Source organism: Glaciecola sp. XM2 (genome assembly GCF_018595715.1).
Lineage (GTDB): Bacteria > Pseudomonadota > Gammaproteobacteria > Enterobacterales > Alteromonadaceae > Glaciecola.
Map to the genome: position 1 here is coordinate 223,040 of NZ_JAHEOJ010000026.1, position 21,529 is coordinate 244,568.

The 21,529-nt window shown below is 44.3% G+C and carries 13 protein-coding genes, 6 tRNA genes and 1 pseudogene; 7 read left to right on the forward strand and 13 right to left on the reverse strand.

Annotation, left to right across the window (positions count from 1 at the left end; all coding sequences use genetic code 11):
• Positions 1 to 67: 67 nt before the first annotated feature.
• Positions 68 to 2,584, reverse strand: a complete 2,517-nt coding sequence (locus KJ365_RS14595) for an ABC transporter permease (protein ID WP_214452411.1) — start codon at positions 2,582 to 2,584, stop codon at positions 68 to 70.
• Between the two features lie 2 nt (positions 2,585 to 2,586).
• On the reverse strand, positions 2,587 to 3,282 hold the full coding sequence (locus KJ365_RS14600; RefSeq protein WP_214452412.1) for an ABC transporter ATP-binding protein: 696 nt from the start codon (positions 3,280 to 3,282) through the stop codon (positions 2,587 to 2,589).
• Positions 3,283 to 3,301: 19 nt separating this feature from the next.
• On the opposite strand from KJ365_RS14600, the gene KJ365_RS14605 reads away from it, so the two are divergent.
• On the forward strand, positions 3,302 to 4,015 hold the full coding sequence (locus KJ365_RS14605) for an arylesterase (RefSeq protein WP_502793495.1): 714 nt from the start codon (positions 3,302 to 3,304) through the stop codon (positions 4,013 to 4,015).
• A 4-nt stretch (positions 4,016 to 4,019) separates the two neighbouring features.
• Here the strand turns inward: KJ365_RS14605 and KJ365_RS14610 are convergent, their stop codons facing one another.
• From KJ365_RS14610 to gltX, 8 genes are all read right to left on the reverse strand, one after another.
• On the reverse strand, positions 4,020 to 5,465 hold the full coding sequence (locus tag KJ365_RS14610; RefSeq protein ID WP_250884250.1) for a M20/M25/M40 family metallo-hydrolase: 1,446 nt from the start codon (positions 5,463 to 5,465) through the stop codon (positions 4,020 to 4,022).
• Positions 5,466 to 5,596: 131 nt separating this feature from the next.
• Positions 5,597 to 6,901, reverse strand: a complete 1,305-nt coding sequence (locus tag KJ365_RS14615; protein WP_214452413.1) for an amidohydrolase family protein — start codon at positions 6,899 to 6,901, stop codon at positions 5,597 to 5,599.
• A complete protein-coding gene (locus tag KJ365_RS14620; RefSeq protein ID WP_214452414.1) occupies positions 6,898 to 8,310 on the reverse strand; it encodes an amidohydrolase in 1,413 nt (470 codons plus the stop codon). The genes KJ365_RS14615 and KJ365_RS14620 overlap by 4 nt, the downstream gene beginning before the upstream one ends.
• Before the next feature lie 111 nt (positions 8,311 to 8,421).
• A complete protein-coding gene (gene dusC / locus KJ365_RS14625; protein WP_214452415.1) occupies positions 8,422 to 9,363 on the reverse strand; it encodes a tRNA dihydrouridine(16) synthase DusC in 942 nt (313 codons plus the stop codon).
• 137 nt (positions 9,364 to 9,500) lie between these two features.
• Positions 9,501 to 9,576 (reverse strand) — tRNA-Glu (locus KJ365_RS14630).
• Between the two features lie 232 nt (positions 9,577 to 9,808).
• Positions 9,809 to 9,884 (reverse strand) — tRNA-Glu (locus KJ365_RS14635).
• 186 nt (positions 9,885 to 10,070) lie between these two features.
• A tRNA-Ala gene (locus KJ365_RS14640) sits at positions 10,071 to 10,146 on the reverse strand.
• An 86-nt stretch (positions 10,147 to 10,232) separates the two neighbouring features.
• Positions 10,233 to 11,642, reverse strand: coding sequence for a glutamate--tRNA ligase (gene gltX, locus KJ365_RS14645; protein WP_214452416.1), 1,410 nt, complete (start codon positions 11,640 to 11,642; stop codon positions 10,233 to 10,235).
• A gap of 381 nt (positions 11,643 to 12,023) precedes the next feature.
• Here gltX and KJ365_RS14650 point away from each other — a divergent pair.
• The 3 genes from KJ365_RS14650 (at position 12,024) to KJ365_RS14660 (ending at position 12,305) form a co-directional block, all read left to right on the forward strand.
• Positions 12,024 to 12,099, forward strand: a tRNA-Val gene (locus KJ365_RS14650).
• A 27-nt stretch (positions 12,100 to 12,126) separates the two neighbouring features.
• Positions 12,127 to 12,202 (forward strand) — tRNA-Val (locus tag KJ365_RS14655).
• 27 nt (positions 12,203 to 12,229) lie between these two features.
• Positions 12,230 to 12,305: transfer RNA gene (locus tag KJ365_RS14660), tRNA-Val, on the forward strand.
• A gap of 846 nt (positions 12,306 to 13,151) precedes the next feature.
• Here the strand turns inward: KJ365_RS14660 and KJ365_RS14665 are convergent.
• Positions 13,152 to 16,040: a beta strand repeat-containing protein gene (locus KJ365_RS14665; protein ID WP_214452417.1), complete on the reverse strand. Its 2,889-nt coding sequence runs from the start codon at positions 16,038 to 16,040 to the stop codon at positions 13,152 to 13,154.
• 624 nt (positions 16,041 to 16,664) lie between these two features.
• Between KJ365_RS14665 and KJ365_RS14670 the strand changes: the two are divergent.
• Positions 16,665 to 17,234: pseudogene (locus tag KJ365_RS14670) on the forward strand (L-type lectin family protein); the annotation flags it as partial.
• Here KJ365_RS14670 and KJ365_RS14675 read toward each other — a convergent pair.
• Together KJ365_RS14675 and KJ365_RS14680 are read right to left on the reverse strand one after the other, a co-directional pair.
• Positions 17,203 to 17,841 (reverse strand): response regulator, encoded by a 639-nt coding sequence (locus KJ365_RS14675; protein WP_214452418.1) that lies wholly within the window; start codon positions 17,839 to 17,841, stop codon positions 17,203 to 17,205. The pseudogene KJ365_RS14670 and the gene KJ365_RS14675 sit on opposite strands and share 32 nt — an antisense overlap.
• Complete coding sequence (locus KJ365_RS14680) at positions 17,838 to 19,280, reverse strand: histidine kinase (RefSeq protein WP_214452419.1); 1,443 nt, start codon at positions 19,278 to 19,280, stop codon at positions 17,838 to 17,840. The genes KJ365_RS14675 and KJ365_RS14680 overlap by 4 nt, the downstream gene beginning before the upstream one ends.
• Before the next feature lie 158 nt (positions 19,281 to 19,438).
• On the opposite strand from KJ365_RS14680, the gene KJ365_RS16970 reads away from it, so the two are divergent.
• Both KJ365_RS16970 and KJ365_RS14690 read left to right on the forward strand, forming a co-directional pair.
• Positions 19,439 to 20,374, forward strand: a complete 936-nt coding sequence (locus tag KJ365_RS16970) for an ABC transporter ATP-binding protein (protein WP_214452420.1) — start codon at positions 19,439 to 19,441, stop codon at positions 20,372 to 20,374.
• A complete protein-coding gene (locus KJ365_RS14690; protein WP_214452421.1) occupies positions 20,371 to 21,117 on the forward strand; it encodes an ABC transporter permease in 747 nt (248 codons plus the stop codon). The genes KJ365_RS16970 and KJ365_RS14690 overlap by 4 nt, the downstream gene beginning before the upstream one ends.
• The last annotated feature ends 412 nt before the right edge of the window (positions 21,118 to 21,529 follow it).

The following is a 21,529-nucleotide window of genomic DNA, read 5'->3' on the forward strand; positions in this document are numbered from 1 at the left end:
TTATTATTATAGATACCCTACATTAAACAGACGATCTTCGTCTGTCAATGGCGTGTTTATGTGCAAGTTACACCATTTTACGCAATAAATGCCCCGTGTTAAGCGATAATAATCGCCAACAGCCGATTGCGCCAAGTAAACCAACCACAATTGAGCCTGCGGCCGGCGCGATTGCCCAGTATTCAAAATGCAATGATGCCGGCATTTGGAATACGCGCGTTTGCAGCATGTATAAACTAAATTCATTGGCAAGGGCCGCCATCAAGCCAGCCACCGTGCCTATGATAATGAACTCATTTATCACGCTAAACCGAATGCTAGTACCTTTTAATCCAAGTGTGCGCAGTATCGCGAGTTCCTGTAGGCGCTCATCCATACTTGCCTGCACTTGCGCGATAAGCACCAATGCACCTGCAACTAGTACCAGCACCAAAATAAACTCCACCGCCATCGACACCTGTTCAATAATGTCGCGTAGTTGATTGATTCGCGCATCAACGTCAAACAATGTCACGCTTGCGAACGGCGCCATTAAGCTTGAGATTTCTGATTTGCGAGACTCATCAAGATTAAAGCTTGTAATGTAGGTGGCACTGAAGTTCTCAACCGCTTTTGGATGCAGCACAAAGAAGAAGTTGGGCTGCAAGGTTTGCCAGTCCACTTCGCGCATACTAGTAACGGTGGCGGTAACAACTTCGCTACCTATATTAAATGTCAGCACATCACCCATGCCGATATCTAAACGACGCGCTACCTCGGTCTCAAGGGAAATAGGTACTGGTTCGCCTTCTTGCCAATTGTCGTGCCACTCACCTTCAACCACCACGTTGCCCTTCTGCAACACGGTGCTCCAACTCAGGTTAGCCTCACGACCCAAACCTTGACGGCCCTCGTTGGCCACTTCCTCATCTTCTTTAGTGATTTCAGTGCGTACTTGCTCATCGTTAACCGCAACAAAGCGTCCTCTGGCAACCGGATAAAACGTTTCATAGCTGACATTGTTGTTATCGAAATGCTCTTTAAGGGCTTCTTTTTGATCTTCTGTGACATTTGAGATGAAGTAGTTTGGCGTGCCTTCTGGCAGTTGGTCTCGCCACTGCTCTACCATGTCGTTACGCATTACCAGTACAACAAGCAGTAGCATGATGGTGATGGCAAAACTGATAAGCTGTACAGAATTACCCATCGCGCGGCGTCGAATGCGTGCCCAAGCTAACGTCCATGCGCCCATAGAGCCACTGCCGAGCTTGCGGCCAAGTAAAATAAGCAAATACGTCATGCCCAGCAAGCTGATTACCAAGATGATGCCTGAAGCAAACAAGATACTGCTGATTAGCAAGTTTTGACTGTACGTCCACATAAGTAAAAATACTGCCGAGCCAGAAAAAACAAACTGCAAAGCGCGAGACGAAAGAGTGGCTTCAATATCCTTACGCAATACGCGCAAAGGCGGCACAGAGAACAACTGCAGCAGTGGGTATAGCGAGAAGAGTAAGGCGCATACCACGCCGGTAAATACGGCAATGCCAAGCGGGCGCCAATACCACGTATTAAGTGCGACCTCTACTTGCCCTGCCAATAGCGTCACTACGGCATTTTGAATCAAATAACCGACAACAACGCCAACCGCAATACCCAACGCCGTAATAAAACAAATCTGCATTAAGTAGATTTGACGCACCATGGCTTTGCTTGCGCCTAGGGTTTTCATGATAGCTACTGGATCAAAATGACGTTGAGAATAACGCTGGGCGGCGACTGCAATAGATACCGCGGCTAAGACAATTGCTAACAGACTTGCGAGCAAGAAGTATTCTTCTGCGCGGGCAACCGAGCGACCAATAGGAGAGTCATCATCAGCAATACTGGTCCAACGGTGAATTTCACGATTTAGCTGAGGGCGCAACCAGTCATAGTAGGTCTCAAGTTGTGCTGGCTCGCCGGTAAAATAATATTTGTAGCTTACGCGACTGCCCGGGCCTGTGATGTTGGTAGCTGCGACATCAGCGGCAGACATAAGCAGCATTGGGTCGGTGTTAAATACGCTAAAGCCAGCGTCGGGTATTTCACTGAGTATTTGAGTAAACCGCAGGGTAGCATCCCCTACTTCGACCATGTCGCCTTTTTCAACGTTGAGCAATTGAAACAGGCGTGAGTCTATCCAGACCTCACCGGGCGCCGGCGAATTGTCTACCTCTTGGCCTTGACCAAAAGGGATGTCAGTTACCTTAACGTTTCCCTTAAGTGGATAGGGGTTGTCTACTGCGCGTAAATCAGACAAGGCCAGCGCGTCTCCGGCAAACACCATAGAGCGTGTCGACACTTGAAAGGCTGTGTTTAATCCACGGTTTTGCGCCTCTAAAATCCACGCTTCATCTACGGGTTGTCGCGAGCGAAGTTGTGTATCAGCGGCGATAAACTCCGCGCTTCGATCTGTTAAGGCTTGTTGTAAGCGTTCACTGAATAATGAAAGGGAGAGGACTGACGCCACTGAGAGTACAATGGCCAAAAGAATAATCGTGAGTTCACCACGGCGAGCTTCATGCTTAAACAAGCGCCATGCGAGTTGAAAGTTCATGCCCATGCTTATTCGCCTCCCGCAATCACTTTCAAGTGTTGGGTCTCTTCTCGCAGCTCACCTGCATTCATGCGCAATTGACGTTGACAGCGGCTAGCTAATTCGTCGTCATGTGTGACCAGTACTAGGGTCGTATCTGACTCTTGGTTCAGTTTAAAGAGGATTTCTTCCACTTTCTGAGAGTTTTTTGAATCCAAGTTACCCGTTGGCTCATCGGCAAAAAGTATTTTAGGGTTGGTAATAAATGCACGTGCGATTGCAACACGTTGCTGTTCACCCCCAGATAATTGATTTGGGAAGTGATTGGCACGGTGGTCAAGCCCCACTTGCTTGAGAATTTCTAGTGCGCGTTGCTTAGGGTTAGACATCCCGGTAATTTCAGCCGGTAACATGATGTTCTCAAGAGCGGTAAGGCTTTGCACGAGCATAAAGCTTTGGAAAATAAATCCCACTTTTTCACCACGCAGGCGAGCTCGTTGCTCCTCGTTCATATCATGCAGGGGCGCACCATCTAAGAAGATATGTCCGCCGCTTACTTCATCAAGCCCTGCTAACAGGCCAAGAAGTGTTGACTTACCTGAGCCAGACGCCCCTATAATGGCCACAGATTCGCCTTGGTTTACAGCAAAGGTGATCGGTTGAAGGATCTGTAATTCGCCTTCGCTCGTAATCACTTTCTTAATCAGACTTTTTGTTTCAATCATTGTAGAGGCCGTGGTCATAGTGTTAAATTTTTCATCCTTCAGTATTAGCGCGCGCAGCATATCAGCTGTCAGAGTAGGTGTTTACCTGCTTTTCATTAGTCTTTTATTCCCATTTAGCGCCTATTCAGATCAAGTTCAAACGCATGACAAAAATGTAACCCAGTATAAGCTCTTAGTGCTAGGGGATAGCCTAAGTGCTGCATACGGTTTAAGGGCTGAACAGGGCTGGGTTTCGCTACTTCAAGACTATTGGAATGAAGCCAATAAACCTATTGAAGTTATCAATGCCGCAATTAGTGGTGATACCACCGATGGTGGCCTTGCTCGACTGCCGCGTTTGCTTGAGCTTCATCAACCCACGCACTTGTATATTGAACTTGGCGGTAACAATGGTCTTCAGGGGCACAGGCCCAAAAAAATTAAAGATAACTTGGCGCAAATGATTGAACTGGCAAAGCAAAACGACATTGCGGTTATTTTACAAGAAATCCAAATTCCCACAAATTATGGTCGCCGCTACACGCAACTGTTTACCCAAAACTATCATCAGTTAGCCCAGGAATATGGTGTACCTCTTGTTCCTTTCTTTTTAGAAGAAATTGCCCTTGATAGCAGTCTAATGCAAAACGATGGTATTCATCCCACCGCTCAAGCGCAACCAATGATTGTGGAGTTTTTAGCACCTAAATTAGCGCCCCTCATCGTACAGGGCGCTCAAAACTTAGGCGGCTAAACGCTTAACTTGCCGGAGGCGCAGGGCGTGGATCAAAATCAGACATCGCCATATAGGCTGTCACTAAGGCCCAAACACTTTGGTTTTGTCTAATATCATCTAACTCAATTTTATCTAGCGTGTCATTGGCGGTGTGATGATAGTCGAAGTAGTAAGTGCCGTCTTGTTTAAGTGCAAGTACTGGTACGCCATGACTAGGCAGCATCGATACATCGGGTCCCCCGTTGGTGGTGTTGTTACCTAACTCAATGCCCATGTCGAGTAAAGCAGCATACAAATCGCTCGGATCATTTCTTACCGCATCGGCAAAGCGTGTATCCATTTGATAGATTTGACCTGCACCAAAATCAGACTCAGCGGCAAAAATGATATTCCCTAAATCGTCTTTGTTCGCCCGCACATATTGGTAAGCACCCACAAGCCCTACTTCTTCAGCAGCATACAAAATGACGCGGATAGTGCGCTTAGGCTGGCCTATGGTTTCTTTTATCAGCTTGGCCGCAGCCATTACAATGCCAACACCTGCGCCGTCGTCGAGTGCGCCAGTCCCCTCATCCCATGAGTCAAGGTGAGCGGAAATTAGCACTACTTCATCTGGTTTATCAGACCCTGTAAATTCACCAATTACGTTATAAGAAGTCTGCCAGCCGGCGTCTTTCGCCTGCATGTTAATGTTAAGCACTACCTCTGACTCTTTAGTGAACATCGCTTCAAGAATATCAGCATCGGCGGTCGAGATAGCGCCGGCCGGAATTTTTTCCACATCATCGTCGTAACGCATGATACCTGTGTGGGCAAAGCGCGAATTGTCGGTGCCTACGGAGCGAATTATGACCGCTTTTGCACCAAGCTTTGCAGCTTCAACAGCGCCGTTGACGCGATTAGACACAACAACCCCGTAAAAACGTCCCGCTCTGTCTCGGCTCATGCGCGTGTTTAAAAATACGATGTTGTCGGTAACATCGGCAGCGTTGGCTTGCGCTAGCGCGTCGATTGAATCAAACATCAGCACTTTAGCCTCAAGACCTTCTTCTGGCGTGGCAACCGAACCACCTAAGGCCGTTATTACCAAACGTTGCTCAAAAGGCGCAACGACTTGAGCATCTGCAAAGCCACGTTCCCAGTTTCGAACGCGCACAGGTTGAGAATAGATTTTATCAAACCCTAGCTCTTCAAACTTCGCTTGCGCCCACGCTACCGCTCGTTTATCACCAGAAGAGCCTGGGATTCTCGGACCCACTTCAACGGTTAAGGACTTAACTATGTCATAAGCAAGATCGCTTTGTTCGCTAGCCTGCTTGGCTTTTAAAGCAGACATTAAAGCGGGTGAGAATGGTACGTCAACGCGAGAGTTGGATATTTCGTTTTGCTGGGCGCTACATGCAATTAGCGTTATTGAGGCAATACCGGCAAACAGACCAAGCATAACTTGGCGAAATGGTTGTTTCATAGCGTGTTCCTATTGCTCTTATTATTTGATGTGAGTTGAGTGCGCATCATAAAAAAGGCCACTGAACGTCAGTAGCCTTTCAAATGATACAGACCTAAACATAGTAGTCTAAGTCGTCTTTGATGCAAAGCCTATCGCGTGTAGGCGACCGGTTTACTAGGGTCACGATTTAAGTATCTATCTCGCAACTGGATTTGACGTGAGGTCATCTCAATTGCTTCACCTTCAATAAATACTTGCTCTGCCGCCTGAGTAACTTCTAGTGGGTCTCCTGACCATACCACTAAGTTAGCGTGCTTTCCTGGCTCCAAGCTACCAATTTGGTCGTCTACACCAAATATCTTTGCAACGTTTATAGTAAGCGCCGCAATGCCTGCCGCATGAGGCAAACCATTAGCTACCGCATTACCGGCATGCTGAGGCGCTAGACGGATATTGTGCGTATCCATACCAATTGCCACCATCACACCCGCTTTGTGTAAACGCCCAGCATTTAGCAAGGTTGCGCCAAGCTGGTCAAAGCCGCCAGGCAAGTTATTTTCAGGGCTCAAAATTACCGGCACATCGGCCGCTGCGATTTGCGATGCAACACGCCAACCTTCAGTTGCGCCAACCAATACAATGTCAAGGGCGGCAAAACGCTTAGTAAGCGACAACGCTTGCAAGATATCTGACGCTCTATCAGCACTAATCAGTAGCGGCATCTCACCCTTAATTACGGGAATAAGTGCTTTTGCATCTGCGCGAGTTATCATGCCTTCCCAATCTTCAGATGGGCTTAAGTCATAGTCAGCTGCGTATACTGCTTCGGCAAGACTTTGATTAAGCGCTATCCACAGCGCAGCACGACTTTCTCCGTTAGTATCAGCCCCGCCATCATTCACGCGTACGTGCATAAAAGCGTTGGCTTTAATTACGGCATCAAAGTCGGTTCCAAGATCAATTACCGCGCCTTGTCCATTAAACAACTGCCCGGTCCTACTGATAGAGGTCACCGCATTGGTAAAGCCCTCGACACGAGTAATAGGAATAATGGTTGAGTCGGGGTTTATCGCAAATTGCACATCGTAAGCGGCGCCAACACTAGATACAGGGTGTGCATCGACTCGCGCATCTACCACACCGGCTGATGAACTCACTTCTTGCAATCCTAAGCTAGTCAGCGCGCCAATAAACCCAGGAGTAACTACCTTACCGCTCGCGTCTATCTCGCGATACCCAGAGGGTACGGTTACAGTATCGAGCACTTGCTGAATTTTTCCGTCATTGAGCAGTATGGTGCCCTGTTCAATCACACCCGCTGATGAAAGCGTATGAATTTGTGCGCCGGTAATCGCCACTTTTTCTGCCAGCGCCGCACCGCTTAAAGCGAGTAAAGACGCGCTAGTTAAGGCTACAAGGGACTGTTTGATGAATAATTGTGTTAAGCGTCTCATTTCGCGTCTCCTTGTCCTACTTGTCCAAGTTCGAAGTCACTCACAGGCCATGAGGCCGGGTCAGTTCGGTCATATACCATCGCCCCGTCTATAAAGACTTTTTCGGCTTGGCTGTAGGTTGAAAACGGGTCAGTCGTCCACAACACAACGTCGGCATTCTTACCGGCTTCTAATGAGCCTGTTTGGTCAAAAATACCCATAGATTTTGCAGGGTTTGCAGATAACCACGTCCAAGCAACCGCTTGGGTAATATCAATACCAGCACGCTGTCCATCAGACCACGCTTTAGCAGCCTCTTGATTTAGGCGCTGAATACCAATATCGCTATCGGAGTGCACAATTGCGCATGCATTTGCCGCATGCACCATTGGGATATTTTCTCTGATGCCGTCGTTAGCTTCCATTTTAAAACCGTACCAGTCTGCCCACATCGCACTACATACGTTATTTTCGGCAAGTTTATCAGCAATTTTGTATGCTTCGACCGCATGATGGAAGCTACCGATTTGGTAGTTAAACTCCTTCATGACGTCCATCATCACGACCATTTCATCGGCGCGGTAGCAATGCATATGCACCAAAATCTCACCGTCTAATACGCCGGCAAGGGTCTCAAGTGCCAAGTCGCGTTTTGGTGCATCACCTGCTGTACCTTCTTGCTGTGCCTTTTGATAGTCGTCCCACTTCTTTTGATACTCTTGCGCATCAATCCAAGCATCTCGATAGCCCGCTACATTAGCCATGCGTGTCATCGGGCCGCCTCTTGAGCCATAAACGCGTTTTGGGTTTTCACCGCAGGCCATTTTAATGCCGTGGGGAGCACCTGGGAATTTCATATCTTGAATGGTACGGTTTGGCAGATTTTTCACCGACACCGTGCGCCCCCCAAATAAGTTTGCTGAGCCCGGTAGAATTTGCAACGAGGTAACGCCGCCCGCTAATGCGCGCTGAAAGCCTGGATCTTGAGGCCAAATGCTGTGTTCAGCCCATACCTCTGGGGTAACAGGCCCCGTCATTTCATTACCGTCTGAGTGAGACTCTGTGCCTGGTGATGGATACACGCCTAAATGGCTGTGATTGTCGATAATGCCCGGGGTCACCCATTTGCCTGTACCGTCAATTTCGATGGCATCGCTAGGGGCTGATATATCTTCACCCACCTCGGTGATTTTGCCATCTTGAAATAAGATAGCGCCGTTCTCAATTTTGTTACCCACGCCATCCAAAATGGTTACATTGGTAATCAGTACCGGTACAGATGCAATAGGTTGATAGGTGCTTGGAAAAGGTTCTGGCGTGCTGTTAGTTTGTTGGCTTGATTTTGCTGGCTGGTCAGAGCCGCAAGCACTCAGCAATGCGGCTGAAAGCGCAAGTGCCAAGCCCAATTTTTTATTATGGGTGAAACGCATGAATATCCTTGAGGAATGATTAAACTCGACTTAAGAATAATGGGCGAATAGCGATCCTGCAACTTTGCGAGACAAATCTTTCTATTCGCATGCAAGCAAATCGCACTGAGATCAGGGCTTATGCGCACCCGATTGTATGACCGACACAATACTGTCTGAATCACGCAAGGTTCTTACTTGTTGAAAAAGGTCAGCGGCCTCGGTGTACTCTCTTTGCAAATAGCCTAACCATTGTTTAATTCTATTTGGATAGTAGCGCCCTTTGTCACCAAATATTTCATAACCGGAGTAATGCACCAATAGGTCTCTAGCAGCATCCCAATCCATTGGCGTTTCGCCATACTTTATGCAGTTAGCCAAATTTGGCAGAGAAAGTGCACCCCTTCCAAGCATAAGATCTTCGGTATTGCTTTGCGCTTGACAGTTCACAGCGTCTTTTGCATGCCAAATCTCACCATTGGCGATAAGGTGAATATTGGTGATGTTTTTTATTTTTGCGATCCAATCCCAATATGCCGGCGGCTTATAACCATCTACTTTCGTGCGCGCATGCACGGTGAGCATGTTGGCACCTGCCTGTGTTATTGCATCGGCATTTTCAAGCGCGAGTGAGGTATCGTCGAAGCCCAAGCGTATTTTAGCGCTCACCGCGTGCTCTTGAGGCACAGCATCGCGCACAGCTTTTACAATGTTGTACAAACTATTGGGCTCTTTTAGCAGCACTGCACCGCCCTTACTCTTGTTAACGGTTTTTGCTGGGCAACCAAAATTCAAGTCCACCCCATGGGAGCCAAGAGAAACCGCTTTAAACGCGTTCTCTGCCAACCATTGTGGATGTTGCCCCAATAACTGAACGCGCACTGGCACACCCGAGGGAGTTAATCCATCTGATTTAAGCTCAGGGCAAATCTTATGAAACGTCCTCACAGGATGGACTTGTTCAACAACGCGTAAAAACTCAGTAATGCACATATCAAAGCCACCAACTTGCGTTAGCATGTCGCGCATTAAATGATCAACGACACCCTCCATGGGAGCCAAAAATATTTTCACGTTTTATTACACCGTTTGAGCTAAGTTTGAAGGTTGATAGCGCATTGTAAACTGCAAGTAGAATCCAATAATCAAAGCACTCGCGAGTTTGATTGTCCAGACATAAAAAAACCAGCCCGAAAGCTGGTTTTCTTATATGGCGTCCCCTAGGGGATTCGAACCCCTGTTACCGCCGTGAAAGGGCGGTGTCCTAGGCCTCTAGACGAAGGGGACAGAAATTTTGCTCTTTTGAAGCACAGCTTCAATAAATTTCTGTAAGGCAAGGTGAGCCTGCGAACCGAGCGACCTTATCAGAAAACTCATTGTACACTCGATGTGTGTAACAAAGCTTATCTAATTAGCCTCATCAGCAAAGACAACACAAAACCTTATCTGAGCCTAAAACGTTGTATTTAACCTTTACCAAGGTCTCAAATTGCGTTTTACAACGCGACCACTGAGAAAATGGCGTCCCCTAGGGGATTCGAACCCCTGTTACCGCCGTGAAAGGGCGGTGTCCTAGGCCTCTAGACGAAGGGGACAAAAAATCGATTTTGCAAAGCTAAGCTTTGCAGATTTTTTGTAAGGCGAAGTGAGCCTGCGAACCGAGCGACCTTGTTAGAAATTCACATTACACTCGAGAGTGTAAATAACCTTCTCTAATTAGCCTCATCAGCATAGACAACATCAAACCTTATCTAAACCTAAAACATATGCTGCACGAAAGTTGGTGGAGCCAGGCGGGATCGAACCGCCGACCTCTTGCATGCCATGCAAGCGCTCTCCCAGCTGAGCTATGGCCCCAGTCAGTGGAGCCGTAAATCTTTGCTACAGTTCCGTGACAGCGGGGCGCATTCTAGGCATCCACCCACTTTATGTCAACGATTTTTTCATGAATTTTCGCGATTCTCAATAAATTCAATCGCTTTGTCTATTCTTTGAACGACAGTGCCTTGGCTGATTAAAGCAAGGGTTACATCTAGTGATGGTGAATTACCAGAGCCGGTTGCGGCAACTCTCAGCGGCATGCCTATTTTGCCCATCCCTACACCGAGCGTTTCAGCGGTGTTATTAATTGCCTCTTGAATCGACTGAGGCTTCCAATCAGCAACATTGGTAAGTGCTTCTTTAACGGCAATTAAATTATCCTTCGCTACTGGGCGTAAATGCTTTTTAGCGGCGTTTGCATCAAACTCATCAAACTCTTCATAAAAATAGCGACTGATTTGCGCCAGCTCTTTAAGCGTATCTACTCGCTCAGATTGTACCTTAATCACATCGGCTAAATCTGGACCATTGTTAAGGTCTATGCCTTGCTGAACAAAATGCCACTTAGCGTGTTGTACAACTTCATCGACTGGCAAGCTTTTAATGTAGTGCTGGTTTAACCAAATAAGTTTGTCGGTATTAAACGCACTGGCCGACTTACTGATATTGTCTAAAGAAAAGAGCGATATCATCTCTTCTTTACTAAACACTTCTTGGTCGCCATGTGACCAACCGAGTCTTACCAAATAGTTGAGCACCGCCTGTGGTAAAAAGCCGTCATCGCGATACTGCATTACGCTTACGGCACCATGGCGCTTTGACAATTTCTTTCCATCATCGCCTAGTATCATCGATACATGGGCATATTCAGGAATAGGCGCACCTAGCGCTTTGAGTATATTGATTTGACGCGGTGTGTTGTTAATGTGGTCTTCACCGCGCACAACATGGGTGATACCCATTTCCCAATCATCTACCACCACACAAAAGTTGTAAGTGGGCGCGCCGTCTGTGCGACGGATTACGAGGTCGTCTAATTCGGTATTAGAAATGCTCACCTCACCTCTAACGTGATCTTTAAACACCACAACACCCTCTTTCGGATTTTTAAAGCGTATTGCGTATGGCTGACCTTCAGGATGGTCTGTACGGTCACGCCATGTACCTGGGTAACGCGGCTTTTCACCTTTTTTTTCCTGCTCTTCGCGAATTGCGTTTAACTCGTCGCTACTCATATAGCAACGATATGCCAAACCATCGGCTAAGAGCTTGTCTATGTAATGGTTATAGCGGTCAAAACGTTGAGTTTGATAATAAGGGCCTTCATCGTGATCAAGTCCAAGCCACGCCATACCATCTAAAATAGCCTGCTTTGCTTGCTCGGTAGAGCGCTCAATGTCGGTATCTTCTATTCTTAAAACAAACTTACCGCCTTGGCTTTTTGCAAAAAGCCAAGAATACAATGCGGTGCGAGCCCCGCCAACGTGCAAATAGCCGGTTGGACTAGGCGCAAAACGCGTCACTACTGACATGATACTTCCCATATTTGATGTAATTTACTGCGCGATAGTTTAACGGTTTAGCGCCCTAACAAAAAGAGATTAAGTGAAAGAAACTGGCTTTTGACTCTGAAATGTTCCCTCACTCAAAAAAAATGCCTATTGTTGAGGAATACCGCGCCAATAAAGGGTGAAAATTGAATAAAATTTGGGCGCTCGCATGATTTTGTGCAATTTGATGTTGACACCTCACACCTCAACTCTATAATACGCGTCCACTTACCAAACAACGTGTTTGGCAAAGTAATGATGGACGCTTAGCTCAGTTGGTAAGAAGAGCGAGCATCACCGCCTTTTACAAAAGAAGGGCGAGAGTTACTAGTTCAAGCCCAGTAGCTCTAACGGAAAAATAATGGACGCTTAGCTCAGTTGGGAGAGCATCGCCCTTACAAGGCGAGGGTCACTGGTTCAAGCCCAGTAGCGTCCACCACTTTTTCTTGTTACAAATCAGATATATGGACGCTTAGCTCAGTTGGGAGAGCATCGCCCTTACAAGGCGAGGGTCACTGGTTCAAGCCCAGTAGCGTCCACCAATTTTTCTTCAAAAAAATCAAATAGATGGACGCTTAGCTCAGTTGGGAGAGCATCGCCCTTACAAGGCGAGGGTCACTGGTTCAAGCCCAGTAGCGTCCACCACTCCCTACCCTCTTGTTTTTAAACATCTTTTTAATTTAACATCGTTTACGCGCGATTGCTTTCGCATATAAATTTACAAAAAATGTGGCGAATCTGTGCCGAATCCGTGCCGAAAATGTGGCAAATCCGTCAGTCGGTTTCTTTCTAGCCATTTATTTACAAGGCCTACAGCGAAAGTAGATTTGTTCACTATTTTACACGCGAATTTGATTTAAAAGCGCATTCTGTCGATATTTTACTTTTGTTAATAAAAAATAATTTGCGCAAGTTATCAGTTGTAATTTTTCTCGATTGAATCTCCCCGCTTCTAAAAATTAAAACAATTGAAGCATCTTCAATTGACTGGCTAGTCCAAGCGGCAATTACGGTTATACGCACCCAAAAAGATGCGAGAATTAAGATTGAAATTTGTCTATTAGAATTAGGGCCTCAAAAGGCTCCTAAGAGGCAGAATGGTTCTCGTCATTTACGTTCGGCCAATCGCAGTTGTAAAGGACCAAATTATCGTGGTGTCAATGGCAGAAGATTCCGCGTTGCGTTAACACTTTCAACATAGTGAATCGCCACTGATACCTTAGACACTTCTCAGTTGTTCTTGATATCGGTTCTCGCAGTTTACTGGCGACAGCAAAATCTGGGAAGTCCAATGGGTGATCATCTAAACTGACTATTTCAATCATATCGTACAAATTATTCCATTAAAAAAACCGGCTTTCTGTTACCTAACCTAGCACCGCGTCTGAAACGTTAACATAGCGCATCAGACACAGAATATTGTAACAAAGTAACGACATAAAAATGCTGCCACAACATTGTGGCAGCAACGCTTTTTATTAAACCAAGCGCTTACAATGGATTATCAAGCGGGTTGGCAGTGCTTGACGTGAATATAAGCACGTACCCAGAATCATCAGCAAATGCGTCAGCCAGCGCATAGTAACCCATCGGACCTTCAAATAAAAAATAGCTGTCAAAGAAATTGCTGGCTAGACCTGATATCAGTTCGGTCTGTAGTTGACCAGTTCCACCATTGTAGAGGCGCATAACACCAGCATCGGCTAACCCATAGGCTTCCTCTCTCAATGAAGCCACTAAAAATCTATTATTGTTCAATGCAGACAGTGCTGTAGCAAATCTTCCATCATTTAGCCCTGTTGTAATTGTTGTACCAACCTGCGCTCCATTTGCACCATTAAACACTATCGCACTTCCTGCATCGACTACGCCATCAACATCATCGCGTTCGCTTGCAACAACGTAATTGCTATTTGATAACGCGATTAAACCGGTGCTGCTCAAATAGTCGTCTGACGTCTCACCCTCAAAGCGGCTTATTTCATTTCCAGTGCTACCATTAAATAAGATAATGCTGCCTGCGTTGCTTATGCCTGTGATATCGTCAGACTCACTAGCGACAACATAGTTGTCGTTTTCTAAGGCGATTATATTGGAGCCAATGAAATCGTTCTCGTTATCGCCTGAAAAGCGAGCTACTTCGGTGCCATCTAGTCCGTTAATTAATACGACTAGCCCGGCATTTGATACGCCATTGATTTCTGCAGCGTTGGTAGATACTACAAAATTGTCGTTGTTAAGTAAGGTAATGCCACTAATGCCAAATCTTTGCCCTTGGGCACTTCCGCTTATCGCTTGTCCAATCATGGCGCCTGTATTGCCATTTCTTAATTCAACGCGACCACTGTCTAGTAAGCCATTGCTATTGTATTGGTAAGACTCGATGACAAAATTGCCATTTGATAGCGCGGTAACATTGTCGCCAAAATTATCTTCTGGATTGCTACCATAATAGTCGGTGCCAATTTGATCGGCCGTATTGCCGTTGATAACAAATACTCGCCCAATGTCGCTATTTTGCCCGTTACTTGAATCATACTTTGGACTAGCAACCACAATATTGTCGTTAGGTAGCACAACAACAGCGCCACTGCCTAATGAGTCATTGGCATTGTTACCCACAAAGGCTGAGCCTACTAAGCTGGCATCGTCACCCTTATAAATACTTAATTCTCCAGTATTCTCAATGAGTACGCCATTTTCATCGCGACGACTCATGTTTGGGCTACTTACTACAAAGTTTCCGTTTGATAACACATAAACACCGCCCGAGCCTAAAAGGTCATTTTGGCTAGACCCAAGAAGAGAATTACCAATTTGGGCGCCGGTATCGCCGTTTATTAATCTAATTTCACCGATACGGGCATCGCCTCCCTGAATACCAACAATTGTGGAGCTAATAACAAAATTACTGGTAGCTGACTCAAGGGCATAAATACCGCTTGAGCTAATACTGTCAGTTGAACGATTTCCAATGATATCGCTACCGACTTGAGCACCTGTTTCACCATTTACTACTGTGACACTACCTGAACGCGTGCCGCCTGAATTACTGTCATTTGGTGAACTGATCACAAAGTTACCATTTGCTAATTCTGTTATACCGCCAGAGCCAAGCTTATCGTCAACAGCATTTCCATAATGGCTTGAAATAACTTGCTGTGTCGCGCCATCATACAAATAGACTGCACCGGCATTTGTATTACCGGTATCATCTTCAGGAGCAGTTACGACAATATTACCGTTTGACAAAAATAGTACTTCTCGTCCAAATTGATTACCCGTACTTTTATTTGGGTCTATTAGTTCTCCAACAAGTATGTCTAATCCAATAATGTAGCTGTCTGAATCTGTTGCTGTTTGCTCGCCAGCGCTGTTTCCAGTCGATGTCGTCACCGTAACTTCGATTGTTAAATCTTCATCGTTCTGTAAATCTGAGATTGGGACATCTATAGTAAATGTGCCAGTAACCACTGTTGTTTGAAAATCATTACCGTTAACGCTCAAAATAACAGTGTCCCCATCGGCCACATCTCCACCCACTGTGCCGGTGATTGAAACTGGTTCACCTTCAGCAATCTCATCTGGGCTCAGTATGTCGTCATCGGTTACATTGTCATTAAGCGATATAGACGCTGTGATTGCTGGCTCGACTGTGTATGCTAGGCTGTCAGACGCTGTTTCTTCCCCTGCGCTATTGCCTGTTGATGTGGTCGCAGAAGCACTAACAGTGTTGTCTGAAGCAAGATCTGCGACGGGCACACTAATAGAAAAAGTGTTTGAATTTATACTACCCGTAAAATCGTTGTTATTTACAGTAAGTGTTACCGTGTCTCCATCGTCAAGATCGCCGCCGGTCGTGCCAGTGATGTCTATATTTGCACCTGAGATAATTTCAAGCTGATCGATTATATTATCGGACGTGATACTGCCATCAAGAGCAAGAGTAGCGCTAATAGAAGCTTCTACAGTGTAACTATCTGACGCGCTTGCAGTTGCTTCTCCAGTATCAAAACCAGTAGACGTTGTAACGCTGGCCTCTAAGGTTGAATCATTATCTGCCTCTAAATCATTAACGGGTACATTAATAGAAAACGTGTTTGCACTGACTGCCCCTGTGAAGGTTTTACCATTAAGACTGATATTTACCGTATCACCATCGGCGACATCCCCGCCAGTAACTCCCGATATAGCAATATCAGAGCCCGTTTCGATTTCAAGTCGGCTAATAATATCATCTGCGGTGACATTTGCGTTTAACGTAATGCTTGCAGAGGCCACTGGTGATTCATCGCTGTCGCTACAGGCCGAGAGTAAAAACGCAGCACCTGATAAGATTATAATATTACGTAAATTCTGATACTTAATGTTTGTCTTCATAAATAGTCTTCTAGTTTTCAAGTTAGGATCGGCGCAAGGTTATACTTGCAAAATAGCTAGGTGATAAAATTTGCTACTTTAGTAGTAACACTTCTTAAGTAAAGTGGTTAGATAGCAATTTCATGTTCACTCAAACCATCGAGTGTTGTTTAATGAACCTACAAATTAAATAGGAAGTTTGATTTGAAAACATCGGATCGGAAAATGAATTAGCCTTGGTCTGCAGACTGATGCTTTTGATGCAGTGCCTACTTAAAACACTAAATCGCAAAAGCATAAATTACGCACCTTTATTTTTAAAAATGATGATAAAATAAACAGGTTGTTTATTTTTATGATGGCAGGTAATTAAAAAAATCAAGGTCTAACAAGGCGAGGAGCACTGGTTCAATCGCAACGTGACGAGCCACAGTAGCGCCCACCACTCCCTACCATCTGGTTTTTAAACACCTTTTTAAGCTGACATCGTTTACGCTCTAATGCTTTCGCGTATAAATTTACAAAAAATGTGGCAAATCCGTAACTCGGTTTGTTTAGCCTTTTATTTAAAAGGCCTACAGCGTACATCGATTTGTAGGCTATTTCACAAGCGAATTTGATTAAAAAGCGCATTCTGTTACTTACCACGACTTCTCTTACACCACTGGGCTCTCCATCAACGGAAGTGCCGCGCAGAATGGCAATGAAATTAGTCTTACTCCTGCAGCAACATCTCAAGGTGGGGCTTTCTTTACTACCAATTCAGTTAATTTGTTAAATGATTCATCATTTGCAGCCATATTTTCATTTCGTATAGGCAATAATGGTGGAGGCAGTGACGCCGATGGCAGCGGTGAGGACGGACTCGCTTTTGTAGTGCAAACGAATAGCAACAATGTTGGAGCCGAAGGTGGTGGTCTGGGGTATCAAGGGATTAACAACTCTGTGGCAGTTGAATTTGATACCTATAATAATGGCTCTACAGCCACTAGTGGCAATGTAAATGTAGCAACGCGCTTTAACAACGGTGCCATCTGGGATGTTACGGTTTCTTATAACGGTATAACAGATCTACTCAATGTCACTTGGTCATCTGCAACAACGGACCCTGTAGGTGGTTCAATAACGCAAAACGTGGATTTAGCAACCATATTAGGGTCATCTAATGCATTCATGGACGATATCAATCCATTAACCCTTGCCGCCATGCCATAATTGCTGCTTGAGTCCTATCTCGCAGCTGCAGCTTACTTAATATGCTACTCACGTGGCTTCTTACCGTTTTTATGCTAATAAAGAGTTGCTCACCTATTTCAGCATTACTTAGGCCCTGAGCCACTAATTTCAAAATAGCTTGCTCGCGCTCAGTCAAAGAAAATAGCGGATTCTGCTTAGTATTGATATGCTGTTTGAGAAGCTGCTTAGCCACTATTGGAGATAGCACAGCTTGTTTTTTAGCTGCCTTCACAATAGCGTTAAGCAATTCAGTTGGATCTACATCCTTTACTAAATACGACAGTGCACCTGCCGCAAAAGCCGGGAAAATGCAGTCATCTTGATGGTAAGACGTTAATATGATCACCTCTGTATTAGGAAGCGCGTGCTTTATTTCCTCTGTTGCCTCAATGCCACTGTGTTTATCTTCAAGTTGTAAGTCCATTAATATAACGTCCGGCTTATACTTTTCTGCCTGTTGTATAGCTGTTCGAGCAGAGTTAGCCTCGGCGATTACTTCAATATTTTGTTGAGCGTTTAAAAAGCTTACTATGCCTTGTCGCACAACAGGGTGGTCATCGACTGTCATTAAGCGAATAGTTTTCATAACACATCCTTAGCTATGGGCAGTTCAATTTTTGTTACAACGCCCACACCTTTTTTAATACTGATACTGAAGATTCCTGCATACTCTTCGACACTTGATTTGAGCAATGTCAAGCCCTGACCCAATTCAATTTTGTGTGCAACAGAGCCATTGTCAGCTACTTGAAAATGTATCATTTTATCTGTGGACCATAATCCAAACATTACTCTTGATGCATCACTATGTTTTCTAATGTTTTGCAACAACTCTACTAACGCTCTACAGCAGAGGCTTCTTACAGCTTGCGGTAACTCAATATCAAGCTCTATATCTACATTTAGCTGCACATCGTTTTCTTGCTGCCAAGTATCAGTGATTTTTATTACTTCATCATTCAGCGAATTGTTTGACGCAGACTGATGTAATGCTGAAATTAGGCGATTAATTTGTTCAAAAGCGACTTTATTTTGAGTGGAAATATCATTAAGTAATGTTTTAGCTTGCTCTGGATCTGAGTCTAATAATTGTTTACAAGTTGCTAAGGTTAAATTGTTGGCAAATAACTGCTGTTTAACGGTGTCATGCAACTCAACGGCCAGCATATTGCGCTGCCGCAGCGTTTGTAATTGATTATTCGTTTCAATGTTTTGAGCCAGCCTCTCTGCCATATTATTTAGTCTCTCAAAACTAACTCCGAGTTCGTCTTTGCTAACTATCTGAATTCTGTGATGAAGTTCGCCTACAGACCAAAAAGCAATGGTCTTATACAAGTGATCAAGTCGATATTTTAATTGCCTACTCGCAAGAAATATAATGCAAAACCCACACGGCAGCACGACGGCTAATGGCACTAAAGCTTTTACAAATATTTCATAAAAATTCAACTCGTTAATTTTGGATACTATGCCTGACCTGAATTGGTTGGTAGGCCAGTTTATATCTAATATTGTGATCGCTATGGTTCCTTGTTCGCTGTTTTTTAAGCCTTGAATATACAAATAATTATTTTGATACTTTTCTAAACCTGAGTTATACCGCCCCATTAATTTGTCACTTAAGTCATCCCGCGAGGGAATTGGAATTTGACCACCAATGTCACCTTCCGCGAATTTAAAACTCCCAACTTGAGCCAATACACGCGACTCCAAAGAGATGAGTGCAACGCCATTTAAGACTATTTCAAATTCTTGGCCCTTGTAAAAAAATGTTGAGCTAGTTAGCGCTATTGACTCCTCTAACTGTTGCTGCAACTGCCCCCTACTTCCACTGGCAGCAATAATATTTTTTAATACAGGATTAATTGTACTAAACCAAGTTATTAATTCATTATTAGGCTGTCGTTTTTGGGCATTGAATACCGAAGTACTTACCATAAACATAATCGATAGTAGATACGTGACCGCTATAAGTGCCAGTGTGAGTTTGAATGTTAACGATTGATAAAATTTACCTGATTTCATAACGCAAAATTTACTTTTGGATTTCCAATAGTTTACCTCATCAATAATGACGTTCCATCGGTCTTGAGACCAATGCGAAAAACATCCTGCAAACCGATGTTTTTCAACGCGCTTTAATGTTTACTAAGATCAAAAGTTAGCAGAAAAAGAAAGTTCTTGTGAGCATTATTGAATTTAGTAAAGTGACAAAAACATTTGGGCAGCATAAAGTTTTAAACGAGGCTAGTTTCACTGTTCCGTATGGCAGTGTTTTTGGTTTTTTAGGGAACAATGGCGCAGGAAAGTCAACCACAGTGCGTTTGATGCTTGGTTTGCTCAAGCCATCCGACGGTGAAATTCGCTTATTTAGTCATCCTTCAACCATCGCATTACCAAAGTGCCTTAACAATATTGGCTGTATCATTGATGCGCCGGCCTTATATCAGCATTTAACCGCCAATGAATACTTATCGCTTACCCAAAGAATGAAAAACATACCTAAAAACGATATTGATCGTGTTCTCAATATTGTAGAGATGTTGCCGCATAAAAATGGCGTAATATCCGAGTTTTCTCTAGGTATGAAACAACGGCTAGCCATAGCCAATGCTTTGTTAGGTGCGCCAGATTTATTAGTTCTTGATGAGCCTACTAACGGCTTAGATCCTCAAGGCATGGTTGATATTCGCGAATTATTAAGGTCCCTGCCTAAAAAAACTGGCAGCACAATATTCGTATCCAGTCATTTATTAAGTGAAGTAGAAAGAATCGTCAGCCACGTAGCTATCATTAATCGTGGAGAAGTTGTATTGCAAGATACCTTAAAGAATTTAGTAAGCGCAGAAGGAAAACTCACCGTTTCCTGCGAACAGCTATCAAACGCTAAAACTTTATTATCAGCTGCAGACTTTCAGTGCTCAACTAACCTGTCCGGAGAGCTTATTATAGGAGGAATTTCAAAGACTCAGTGTTCGCAAATTCATCATTTATTATCCAAACATCGAATTGACTTTTGGCAGTCAACTTTCGACCAGCTATCGTTGGAAGAGACCTTTATGAAAATATGCAATAAACAAGAAAATGTTAAATCATTCGACAGGAAGCGCGTCGCATGATCAGTCAATTTATCAATTTAATTGCAATAGAATTCACTAAATTAAAACGCTCACAGGCTTTATTAATGACTCTATTGTGTCCACTGAGTGTGGTTGGATTACAGTTTCTAATGGTTGTAGAAGGCGGTGGAAAGTTTGTCTCTGACAAAGGGTGGGATACCTATTGGTATGGTGCTATGTCATTGTGGTACATGCTAATGTTCCCACTTTATGTAGCGCTCATCACTTCCCTGGTAAATGGGATTGAACATAAGCAAGATGGCTGGCGATTTATGGCTACTCTTCCCATCAAACAATGGCAAGTTTTTGTTGTAAAGGGCTTAGTTAGTTGGCTCTTTGTATTTATTGCAAGTGTGTTGATGTATTTGTTTACTAGTGCAAGTATTGTTTTGATGATGCTTATAGGTTATGACGCAGAAGTATCATTTACTTCACCATTCCTTTTGCACTTAACTAAAGCGATGGTTGCGGCCTTGCCTATAATCACGTTGGGGCATGTAATCAGTTGGCGCATTAAAAACATTATTCTTCCTTTAGCTCTTGGCGTTATTATGACAATTATAGCAAGTACGGTTGCTCGTTCTAAATATTGGGTATACGACCCTTGGACATACCATATAGCGGCAACTCTGAATCCAAGAGAAGAATTGAATTTTCAAGCTATCGCCTTGGGTGCTGTTTTAGGGTTAAGTATATTTGTTTTAAGTGCGTGGTTACTTAATAAAAGAGAAGTCTTTAGCTAACGCTTGTGATATTAACGAAATAGTTACTAAATCTATTATTCATGTTTCGTTAGATATAGCCATTATCAATCTAAATAAGTGGCCCACTAACCGCCCGTTGAATAACATGTTTAGCATTTGCACGAACTCGTTGTGGCCTCGTAAATTTATAACCGTTATGAATCAACTGACATGTAGTGGCTCTCTACTAATTTGTTATTTGTATCGAAATCTAACTAAGACCAGTGTGATTACATGACACGATGTGATGATTGAAGTCTGTTCCTTACAAGGCGAGGGTCACTGGTTCAAGCCCAGTAGCGTCCACCACCTTTCTTTTCAAGCACTTACCTTAACTTTTCCTTAAAATATATGGTCAAATTTGGTTTATGGGACGCGAATGGGTCATTAGCGAGCCACGAATGGGTATTTT